The sequence below is a fragment of the Burkholderia sp. Tr-862 genome (genome assembly GCF_011753085.1).
GTDB lineage: Bacteria > Pseudomonadota > Gammaproteobacteria > Burkholderiales > Burkholderiaceae > Burkholderia > Burkholderia ambifaria.
This window is the reverse complement of the sequence record NZ_VWWG01000204.1, coordinates 1-10,409: the sequence shown is the minus strand read 5'-3', so window position 1 is coordinate 10,409 and position 10,409 is coordinate 1. Positions and strand designations below refer to the sequence as shown.

General features: G+C 66.9%; 10 protein-coding genes. 6 read left to right on the top strand and 4 right to left on the bottom strand.

Going from position 1 to position 10,409, the window contains the following annotated elements:
- Both F3J14_RS30985 and F3J14_RS36245 read right to left on the bottom strand, forming a co-directional pair.
- A partial coding sequence (locus F3J14_RS30985; protein WP_166726172.1) for a helix-hairpin-helix domain-containing protein occupies window positions 1–1,628 on the bottom strand: 1,628 nt, incomplete at its 3' end.
- Between the two features lie 167 nt (window positions 1,629–1,795).
- Window positions 1,796–2,188 (bottom strand): TraR/DksA family transcriptional regulator, encoded by a 393-nt coding sequence (locus F3J14_RS36245; protein ID WP_166726174.1) that lies wholly within the window; start codon window positions 2,186–2,188, stop codon window positions 1,796–1,798.
- A gap of 343 nt (window positions 2,189–2,531) precedes the next feature.
- Here F3J14_RS36245 and F3J14_RS30975 point away from each other — a divergent pair, with 343 nt between their 5' ends.
- Window positions 2,532–2,717, top strand: a complete 186-nt coding sequence (locus tag F3J14_RS30975; RefSeq protein ID WP_166726171.1) for a hypothetical protein — start codon at window positions 2,532–2,534, stop codon at window positions 2,715–2,717.
- A 93-nt stretch (window positions 2,718–2,810) separates the two neighbouring features.
- On the opposite strand, the gene F3J14_RS30970 is transcribed toward F3J14_RS30975, so the two are convergent.
- Window positions 2,811–4,202 carry an undecaprenyl-phosphate glucose phosphotransferase gene (locus tag F3J14_RS30970; RefSeq protein WP_166726173.1) on the bottom strand — a complete coding sequence of 464 codons (1,392 nt, stop codon included), beginning with the start codon at window positions 4,200–4,202 and terminating at the stop codon, window positions 2,811–2,813.
- 32 nt (window positions 4,203–4,234) lie between these two features.
- Window positions 4,235–5,017 (bottom strand): Crp/Fnr family transcriptional regulator, encoded by a 783-nt coding sequence (locus F3J14_RS30965; RefSeq protein ID WP_166726170.1) that lies wholly within the window; start codon window positions 5,015–5,017, stop codon window positions 4,235–4,237.
- A 915-nt stretch (window positions 5,018–5,932) separates the two neighbouring features.
- On the opposite strand from F3J14_RS30965, the gene F3J14_RS30960 reads away from it, so the two are divergent.
- The 5 genes from F3J14_RS30960 (at window position 5,933) to F3J14_RS30940 (ending at window position 10,357) form a co-directional block, all read left to right on the top strand.
- Window positions 5,933–6,715 carry a Crp/Fnr family transcriptional regulator gene (locus tag F3J14_RS30960; RefSeq protein WP_348772026.1) on the top strand — a complete coding sequence of 261 codons (783 nt, stop codon included), beginning with the start codon at window positions 5,933–5,935 and terminating at the stop codon, window positions 6,713–6,715.
- A 168-nt stretch (window positions 6,716–6,883) separates the two neighbouring features.
- Complete coding sequence (locus F3J14_RS30955) at window positions 6,884–7,135, top strand: acyl carrier protein (protein ID WP_166726168.1); 252 nt, start codon at window positions 6,884–6,886, stop codon at window positions 7,133–7,135.
- Window positions 7,132–8,328 (top strand): acyl-CoA dehydrogenase family protein, encoded by a 1,197-nt coding sequence (locus F3J14_RS30950; protein WP_166726167.1) that lies wholly within the window; start codon window positions 7,132–7,134, stop codon window positions 8,326–8,328. The genes F3J14_RS30955 and F3J14_RS30950 overlap by 4 nt, the downstream gene beginning before the upstream one ends.
- On the top strand, window positions 8,325–9,305 hold the full coding sequence (locus F3J14_RS30945) for an amino acid--[acyl-carrier-protein] ligase (RefSeq protein ID WP_166726166.1): 981 nt from the start codon (window positions 8,325–8,327) through the stop codon (window positions 9,303–9,305). The genes F3J14_RS30950 and F3J14_RS30945 overlap by 4 nt, the downstream gene beginning before the upstream one ends.
- The gene (locus F3J14_RS30940) at window positions 9,302–10,357 is read left to right on the top strand and encodes a DUF1839 family protein (RefSeq protein WP_166726165.1); all 1,056 of its coding nucleotides are present in this window, start codon (window positions 9,302–9,304) and stop codon (window positions 10,355–10,357) included. The genes F3J14_RS30945 and F3J14_RS30940 overlap by 4 nt, the downstream gene beginning before the upstream one ends.
- The last annotated feature ends 52 nt before the right edge of the window (window positions 10,358–10,409 follow it).

Genomic DNA, 10,409 nt, shown 5'->3' with positions numbered 1-10,409 from the left:
CCGTATCCGAGGTTGTCGAGATCGTCCGCGCAGCGGGCGTCCGAGCCGATCGCAACCGCGACGCCGGCCTTCGCGGCCTCGCGGCACCACAGGTCCGGCAGATCGAGCCGCCGCGGGTCGCCGTCGAGTTCGACGAAGCAGCGGCGCGCGGCGGCCGCGGCGAGCACGCGCGGCACGTCGAGTTCGCAGGCGTCGCGTTCGCCGAGCAGCCGGCCGGTCGGATGCGCGAGGACCGTGAAATACGGATGATCGATCGCGCGCAGGATCCGCTCGGTCTGCCTGTCGCCCGGCAGATCGAAGCCGTCGCGCACCGCGCCGACGACGAGGTCGAGCCGGCCGAGCACGTCGTCGGGCACATCTAGGCTGCCGTCCTCGCGAATGCCGGCTTCGACGCCCTTCAACAGCACGAAATCGTCGAACGACGCGTTGACGTGGTCGATCTCGTCGATCTGCCGCACGAGCCAGTCGCAATCGGTACGGCCGCCGCCGGCATCCGGCATGCGATCGGTGACGGCCAGATACGCGAGTCCGCGCGCGCGGGCCGCGTCCGCCATCGCACGCAGGCTGTCACGCCCGGCCGACGCGTCGGTATGCGCGTGCAGATCGCCGTGAACGTGCTTGCGCTCGACCAGCGCCGGCAGCGTGCCGGCGCGCGACGCGTCGATCTCGCCACGGCCCTCGCGCAATTCGGGCGGCACCCAGTGAAGGCCGATCGCCTCGTAGACGGAGGCCTCCGTCGCGCCCGCGATCCGTTCGTCGCCGCGGAACACGCCGTATTCGTTGATCTTCAGGCCGCCGGCCTGCGCGATCCGGCGCAGCGCGATGTTGTGCGCCTTCGATCCGGTGAAATAGACGAGCGCCGCGCCGAACGCGTCGGCGTCGACGACACGCAAGTCGACCTGCAGCCCGTTGCCGAGCATCACGCTCGAACGCGTCTTGCCGTTCGCGAGCACGCGCGCGACGTCGCCGCAGCTGACGAACGCGTCGGCCACCGCGGCCGGATCGCGTGCGCTCACGAGGATATCGAGATCGCCGACCGTCTCGCTGCAGCGCCGAAAACTGCCGGCCGGCACCACGTCGCCGACGCCGGCCACCTGGCGCAGCCGCTCCAGCATCGGCCTCAGCGATTGCTCGGCATCGGGCAGCAGGAAGCGCTGCGGCTCGCGCTGCAGGCGCTCGTCGATCGCGTCGAGCAGATGCGCTTCGGTCTTCGCGCCGAAGCCCGGCAGCGCGCGCACGTGGCCGCTCTTCGCTTCGGCGCGCAACTGTTCGAGCGAGTCGACGTGCAATGCGTCATGCAGCGCCTTCACGCGTTTCGCGCCGAGCCCCGGCACGTCGAGCAGCTCGACGATCGCACCCGGCAACGCATGGCGCAGCGTTTGCTGCAGTTCGCAGGTGCCGGTCGCGGCGATCTCGCGCAGCTTCGCCGCGAGATCGGCGCCGATCGAGGGAATCTGGCCGAGATCGCCGCCGTTCGCGATCATCGCCGGAATGTCGCGCCCGTAGTCGGCAATCGTACGGGCCGCGTTGCGATAGGCGCGCACCCGGAACGGATTGGCGCCCTGGATCTCGAGCATGTCGGCGATTTCGGCGAATACGGCCGCGCACTCGGCATTGTGGATCGGCATGATCGGCGTGGCTCCCTTCCACGTGGATGGCGCCGTGCGCTGGTACGCCGGCGCTTGCCCGCCCGGCGCCGCATGTCGACGGCGGCGGGCGCCTGTTGGTCATCTTGCGCCGGTTGCCGGTGCCACGCTGCGCGGGGCCCGCTGTCGGCGCGGCCGCGGCGCCGACGTCAGAGCGATGCGCGTGGCGTCGTCGCGTAGCGACGCTCGTACACCGACTGGCAATGCGTGCAGCGCTCGGCGCTCGGCCGCGCGAGCAAACGCTCGTAGCCGACCGGCGCATCGCAGTCGATGCACTCGCCGTAGCTGCCGTCGCGCATGCGCTGCTGTGCGCGCCCGATCGCGCGCAACTCGGTCAGCTTCATGCCGATCAATGCATGATCCATGTCGACGAACAGATCGGCATTCGCCTCGTCGCCCTCGTCCGGCGCCGCGCCGGCGAGTTCGGCATAGGACTCCGACGCGCGCTGGTCCTCGGTCGTCCGGATATCTGCCCGCAACGTCTGCTCGCTCTCGGTCAGCCGCCGCTGCAGCGTCTGCCGTTGTTGTTGGTCGAGCGCCATCGCCGTCTCTCCTTTTCCGGGTTCCCGCGCAATGAGGCATACGGCGCGTGGTTGTCGCGCCGGTGCACGGCGGGCGGGCATGCCCGGCCCGCCGTGCCCGGATGCGCGCCCGGCCGCGCGAGGCGCCGGACGCATTCGACGCAGCATAAACCCAATGCACACGCATGTGTTGACCGGCGTCAGCGGCCGCAGCGCGCGCACGAAAACCGGGGACGGACGCGAAAACCCGCTCGAGCGCATTCGTCCGACATAGCGGCCGTTGAGATCGATCAATCCCCTGTACAAAGTTGCGTCATAGATTGAAAACATGCGCGGCGAATCCGCGGCTTTCCGGGAGAACGTCATGGTGTTCGGCGTCGTCATCTGGGTGGCCCTTGCGGCCCTGTTCCCGACGATGGTCGTGCCGACGATTCAGCACGCCATCCAGCCGTCCAGCGCGCAAGCCGCGCCCGACGCTCACCCCACCGCTTCGCCTGCCGTCTCGCCCGCTGCATTGCCGGCGGGTGGACAGCCGCCGTCGGACAGTTGAGCGCAGCGCCGGTTTCGGGTTCGCGGTTGCGGTTGCGGTGCCTGTTGAATCGAGGCCGGATTCCTCATTCGCAATACTTCGCATTCCTCTTCATCAGAATGCATTGCGTCCGACGAAGCCGCGCACGACCGTCATCAGGATGATCTTCATGTCGAACCAGAAGCTCCAGTTCTGCATGTAGAACAGATCGAGCTTCACGCGTGCGGCCATCGCCTCGACCTTGCGCGTCTCGCCGCGATAGCCGTTCACCTGCGCCCATCCCGTGATCCCCGGCCGCACGCGGTAGCGATACATGTAGCAGTCGATCAGTTGCCGGTAGAAGTCGTCGTGTTCGATCGCATGCGGACGCGGGCCGACCACCGACATCTGGCCGGACAGCACGTTGAAGAACTGCGGCAGCTCGTCGAGCGACGTGCGCCGCAGGAACGCGCCGACCGGCGTGATGCGCGCGTCGTTGCGCGAGGCCTGCCGCACGACGCCCGGCTGCGCGCGATGCGCGCGCATCGTCCTGAACTTGAGGATATGGAACTCCCGTCCGTCAGCGCCCTTGCGGCGTTGCCTGAACAAGACGGGCCCTGGCGACGACAGCTTCACCGCGATCGCCAGCACCGCGAGCAGCGGCAGCAGCGGAATCAGCACGGCGACCGCGAACAGCCGGTCGAACGCGAACTTCACCCACAGTTCCGGTGCGGAACGCGGCGTGGTCGCGAGGTTGATCGCCGGCATGCCCAGCACATCGGTCGCGGAACGCTCGACGACCGCCATCTGACGCACGTCCGGCAACAACCGCAGCTCGACGAACTCGTCGCGCAGTTCGCGCACGATGCGCCGGATGCGCGACTCGTGCGACATCGGCAGCGTGAGCCACACTTCGTCGATCTCGCCCGCGCGGATCATGCGCCGCAGCGCGACCCAGTCGTCGATCACCGGCACACCGCCGATCCCGTCCACCGAGGCCGCGGCCGGCGCATCGTCGTCGAACACGCAGGCCGCCGCGAACGGTCCGGCCGGCTCGAGCTGCATGCGCTCGATCGCCACGCGTCCGTACGCGGTCGCGCCGACGATCGCGACCCGGCGTTGCCGCGCGCGCGGATCGCCGCGTTTCATCGCCAGCGCGCATAGCGCCAGCCTGCCGAGCAGCAGCGCCGCGTCGCCGGACAGCACCGTCCGCGCGATCCAGCGTGTCGTGACCGTACCGCCACGGTTCATGATCCACATCGTGCCGACCACCGTCAGCGCGCCCGCGCACACGACGGCAACCACCGTGCGCGTCAGCACGACCCCGCTGCCATGCGTCGACGCCCCACCGCGCGACACGCGCACGGTGCGCGGCAACAGCGCGACGGTCAGCACGCACAGCAATGCAATCGCGCCGCGCTGCGCATCCGACAGATCACGCCACGCGAGCCCCATCGCGGCCTGCGCGGCGAGGGTTCCCGCCAGCACGAGCGCAACGTCGGCCGCGGCGAGCGCGGCACGCCGCATCGCATTCGTTCCACCCGCCAGCGCATGCATCGTCACGCACCGTGCGCGGGAAATCCGCCGTGCATGTCCTGCATGCGCTGCCGCACCGGCATCGCTCGCGCGCCGGGTCGCGAGCCGAGCAGCCGGCGATAGTCCGCGCGAATCAGCTCGTAGCACTCGCATGCCTGACGCTCGAGACCGTCGCGATCGAGCACGGTGATGCGGCCGCGCCGCTGTCGGATCAGCCCGGCCTCCTGCAGATTGCCGGCCGCTTCCGTCACGCCTTCGCGACGTACGCCGAGCATGTTCGCGATCGTCTGCTGCGTGACGGCCAGTTCGTCGCCGTCGATCCGGTCGTGCGCGAGCAGCAGCCAGCGACTCAATTGCTCGCTGACCGAATGGTGGCGGTTGCACAGGGCGCTGCGCGAAACCTGCGCCATCATCGCCTGACAGTAGTTCAGCAGCAGGCGGTACGTCGCCGGCGAACGTTCGAATTCCGAGCGCATGATGCAGGTCGGGACGCGGTAGGCCATCCCGCCGATGCGGACTTCGACGCGGTTCGACACCGCGGTGCCGCCGACCAGCGTCGCCAGGCCGACCGCGCCTTCGCGGCCGACCATCGCGACCTCGACCATCGCCCCGTCCTCCATCAGGTGCTGCACGGACATCATGGCGGTGGTCGGGAAATGCAGGTGGCGCATCGGTTCCCCGACCCGGTCGAGCATGCCGGCCTTGATCCTGACCAGCTCGAGATGCGGTGCAATGGCACGGATGCTGTCCTCGGGGAGGGCACCGAGAATGGCATTCGCCGAGTAGCTCGAGTGAAGATGAAGCATGTCTGTATCCCTTTTATTGTCCGCGCCGCATGCAGCCGCGTCAGCGGAACTCGTTATCGCGATGCGCGTCCGGACGACGACGCGGGTTGCGGCCACAACCCTCGACCGAATCGACCTTCGGCTTCACGCCGCCGGATCGAATCGGCAGTCCCGTTTCGACACGCCTGCCCGAATAAGCGATTTACGTGCCAATACCCGCTCCATCCTTAATATATAAATGACACGCGATTCAGAGCCACCGAATAGCCACCGGAAAACTGCAAAAAGCGTCTCATTTCCGGACACCCCGCGCCGTCGCGGAGACAGCATGCGATTCGACTGATCAATGATCACGTCGCGCGCGGTGGCGCCAGCAGCGACGCACGACGCTTATCGTTCAAATACTTACGGGCCGTTTTCAATTGTTTCCGTGATGTCTCGCACGACGCTCGAGCGGCGTACCAGGCCTCAAATGACCGTTTGAAACTGTCTCAAATTTGAATCGATTCACTCATTCGCGCCTTTGTAGGCTAACGCACACACCCCTACTAAGCCGATGATTCAATTGAACAAAACGAGCCACCAATATCGATTGTCAAATAATGTTCAATACATTCCAAATAATTTCCCGGTACGATTTGCATCGTCGTCCGATTGATTCACGATCAGCACTGAATTCACCACTTACCCGCCAATCCACTTCGAGACGATTAATTGACGAAAACATGAACTTCAAATCCACATAACATTTTGATTTTCATCGAATCGTCAAACTTTGTGAAATGACGTAATGCGAAATTTATCGAATTCAATTGCGTGCTAGCCTTTTCCCACTATCGGCATTCGAATTCCGACGAACACAAATCCGCACGCGCGTGCTAAATCCCTCGTGGGTGCCGCCGCGCGATGCGCGATCGCCCTTTACGAGGATGTGCCGTGACTCACCAGGCCAATGACGCCGTCGCCCACGCGAGCGGCATGATCGAGCTTTCCCACAGCTTCGACGCCAACCGGTTCCTCGCCGCCGTCGACCGCGACGAACGCGCCACGCTGATTGCCAACCTCCAGCTCGTGCACCTGAAATCGGGCCAGGTGCTGTGCGAACCCGGCGAAATGCTCACCGCGGTCTACCTGCCCGTCACGACGGCGATTTCACTGCAGTACGTGTCGACCGGCGGCATGACGCTGGAAGTTGCGCAGATCGGCAGCGAGAGCGTCGTGTGCGACGACGTGATCGGCGGCAGCGGCCGGATGCCGTGCCGCGCCGTCGCATGCCGCGACGGCTTCGTCTACCGGCTCGACCGGCGCATCTTCGCCGCCGCGTTCGACGCGTCGCCGGTGATTCGTCATCTCGTGTTCGTCTGCGTGCGGCTGCTGATGGCCCAGGTCGCGCAGATCACGTTCTGCAGCCGCCATCACGTCCTCAAACATCAGTTATGCAGATGGTTCCTGCTCGCGTACGACCGGTCGCGCAGCATCGAGATCCAGGTCACCCACAGCATGCTGGCGCAGATGCTCGGCGTGCGCCGCGAGACGGTCACGGACGCAGCCGGGGAGATCCAGAGGCTCGGCCTGATTCGCCAGTACCGGAGCTCGATCGTGCTCGCCGATCTGGACGGCCTCGAGAAACTGTCGTGCGGCTGCCGCGCGATCGTGCGCGACGAGATGAAGCGCATCCTGTCGGCCGACTCGGGCGTGAGCGCCGCGGCGCGCGCGTGACGCGCACGGCAGGTCGGTATTCACGGGCGCACCGGGTCAGCCGATTGTAGGGTGGCGAACAGAACGCCCTGCGTGCGAATGGTCTACTGATGCCGGGCTGCCGGGGGGATGTCAGCGCGCTATGCGCGTCCGCCCGAGCGGACGACACCACGCACGCCGGAGCAGCACGTGAAAAAAGACATCAGAACCATCCTCAAGCAGGTCGCCCATCTCGAAGCCGCGATCGATTCGATCGGTGACGGGGACGACCTCTACGAAGCGGGCCTCTCCTCGCTCGACACGATCCAGCTGATGCTCGCGATCGAAAAGCAGTTCAACATCGAGATTCCCGACGAGATGCTCAACCGCAACCTGTTCCGCAGCGTCGACGCGCTCGCGGACACGATCGCGACCCTGCAACGCTCCGAGCATTCCGCATGAGCGCGCTGCTTCCCGAGCTCGCGGCCGACGACGAAGCCCGCCGGCTCGACGACGCCGCGCATGCGGTCGCGCAAATCGCCGCCCAGCACGCGGATACCGTCGATCGCGACGCGCGCTGCCCCGTCGAGGCGATCGAGGCCATGCGCGCGCGCCGCCTGTTGAGCGCGATGGTCCCGACCCAGCTTGGCGGCATGGGCGCGTCGCTGGCCGACATCGCCTCGGCATGCTCGATCCTCGGCCAGGCCTGTGCATCGTCGGCGATGGTGTTCGCGATGCACCAGATCCAGGTCGCGTGCATCGTCAACCACGCGGCCGATCAGGGCTGGCACAAGCTGTTCCTGCAGCAGCTCGTGCGCCATCAGTGGCTGCTCGCATCGGCCACGTCGGAGGACGGCGTCGGCGGCAACCTGCGCGCGAGCCAGTGCGCACTCGAGACCAACGGCGGCGAATTCCGGCTGCACAAATCCGCGCCGACGATCTCGTACGGAGACTACGCGGACGGCATCCTCGCGACCGCGCGGCGCGATGCCGACGCGCCGGCGTCCGAGCAGGTGCTCGTCACGCTGCTGCGCGACGGCTATACGCTCACGCGCCGCGGCGAATGGGACACGCTCGGCATGCGCGGCACCTGCAGCAACGGCTTCGTGCTCGACGCCCAGGGGGCGACCGTGCAATGCCTGCCCGTGCCGTTCGCGCAGATCGCCGAACAGACGATGGTGCCGGTTTCGCACATCCTGTGGGCGGCGGTATGGATTGGCGTGGCAGGCGACGCGTTCCACCGCGCGCACCAGTTCTTCCGCGCGCAGGCGCGCCAGACCGACGGCGCGCCGTCGCCCGCGTCGCGGCGCATCGCCGAATCGCTGGCGCTGATGCAGGCGATGCAGGCGCGCGTCGACAACGTACTGCGCCTCCATTCAAGCGCGTCTGCGCGCTCGTGGTCGGCCGGCATGGCCTGGGCCGCCGAGATCAACACGCTGAAGACCTATGTGTCGTCGACGGCGCTCGAGGTCGCGCAGCAGGCCATGATGATCTGCGGAATGGCCGGCTACAAGCACGGCACGCCGTTCAGCATCGGCCGCCACCTTCGCGACCTGCACGCGGCGCCGCTGATGATCAGCAACGACCGCATTGCCGCCAATACCTCGAGCCTGCTGCTCGCACTGCGTCCCGCGACGCTGGAGAAACATTCGTGAACGATCGCCTCGCCGTACCCTCAGCCGCCTCCGCCTCCATCGCGTCCGACGCGCCGCTCGATCGCGCAGGCGTCAATCCGCTGCGCGACGCGTTGATCGATGCGGGCCTGCTCGTGTCGACCGGGATCCAGGGTCTGTTCGGCCGCAGCGAGCGGTTCGAGCGCGTCGTCGAAGCGCTCGACGCGTTCGTCACGCGCCTCGGCGCCGACCAGCAGGCCGAAGTGCTGCGCTTCCCGCCGGCGATGAGCCGCACCGAATTCGAGCGCAGCGAATACATGAAGAGCTTCCCGCAACTCGCGGGCAGCGTGCATGCGTTCTGCGGCGACGAACAGCGGCACCAGCGCGTGCTGCAGTGCCTCGATCGCGGCGAGGACTGGACCGAAAGCCAGAAGCCGACCTACGTCGTGATGACGCCGGCCGCCTGCTACCCGGTCTATCCGGTCGTCGCGCGCGCGGGCGCGCTGCCCGGCGACGGCCGCATCGTCGACGTGTTCTCGTACTGCTTCCGCCACGAGCCGTCGCTCGACCCGACCCGCATGCAGCTGTTCCGGATGCGCGAATACGTGCGGATCGGCACGCCCGAGCAGATCGTCGCGTTCCGCGAGACGTGGATGGAGCGCGGCACGCGAATGATCGAGGCGCTGCGCCTGCCGAACGCGATCGATCTCGCGAACGATCCGTTCTTCGGACGCGGCGGCAAGATCGTCGCGAACAGCCAGCGCGAGCAGAACCTGAAGTTCGAGCTGCTGATCCCGATCGAACACGACGACCGCCAGACCGCGTGCCTGAGCTTCAACTACCACATGGATCACTTCGGGCTGCTGTGGGACATCCGCACCGCGACGGGCGACGTCGCACACACGGGCTGCGTCGGCTTCGGCCTCGAGCGGCTGACGCTCGCGCTGTTCCGTCATCACGGCTTCGATCTCGACGCATGGCCGCAGGAAGTTCGCGACGTGCTGTGGGGCACGCGATGAAATTCGTGTCCCGCGACGGCGAGGACGCGTCGTTCGAGGACGTGCGCCATCGCGCACGCCACTACCGGCCGCACCCGCTGCACAGTCAGGAGATGGTCTGGAAACAGACCAACTGCTACGTCGACATGTGGCTCGAGGTGCTCCGGTGGTGGGGGCTGAATCCATATGCGGCGCTGCCGTTTACGATCGCGCTCGATTTCGAGGGCGACCAGTTCACGTTCTTCAAGTTTCCGCACGACGAACTGGAGCGGCTCTACGGGATCGTCGTGCAGGAGCATTCGATCTACGAACCGCTCGACCAGCACATCGAGACGCAGGTCGCGCGCGGCCACCTGATGATCGTCGAGGTCGACGCGTGGTTCCTGCCCGACACGCGCGGCAGCAGCTACCGCGCGCAGCATACGAAAACGACGATCGGCATCGACGCGATCGATCGCACGCGCCGCCAGATCGGCTACTTCCACAACAGCGGCTATTACGTGGCGGAGGATTTCGACTACAACGGCCTCGTCGGCGGCAGCTCGCCGATGCCGCTGCCGCCTTACGTCGAATGCGCGAAGCGGCGCTTCGCGCCGCTCGACGAGCGCGTGCTGTGCGAAGTCTCGCTCGCGTCGCTGCAGCGGCACTTGCGCCGCCTGCCGGTCGTCAATCCAATCACGGCGTTCCGGCGCCAGTTGCGGATCGATACGAAGTCGCTCGCCGATTCGCCGCTCGAACGCTTCCACGCGTACTCGTTCAATTCGGTGCGGCAACTCGGCGCGAACTTCGAACTGTTCGGCCATTACACGCGCTGGCTGCAGGCGAGCGGCTGCGTCGGGCCGTTCGCGGAGATTCGCACCGCCTGCGACCGCATCGCATCCGAGGCGATGGTGCTGGAATTCCGGCTCGCGCGAGCCTGCGCGCGCGGCAAGGAAGAACGCGGCGACGCGACGCTCGACGCGATCGAAGCGGCTTACGCCGACCTGATCGACTGTGCGCGGCAGATCGCCCCGCCGCTGCGGCATGCGGTGCCCGTTCGCGTCGACGCGGCTCCCGTGCCGGTGATGCGGTGACGCGCGCGCGTGCCGCGCACGCCGCGCCCGCGTGGTCGATGCTCGCAACGGC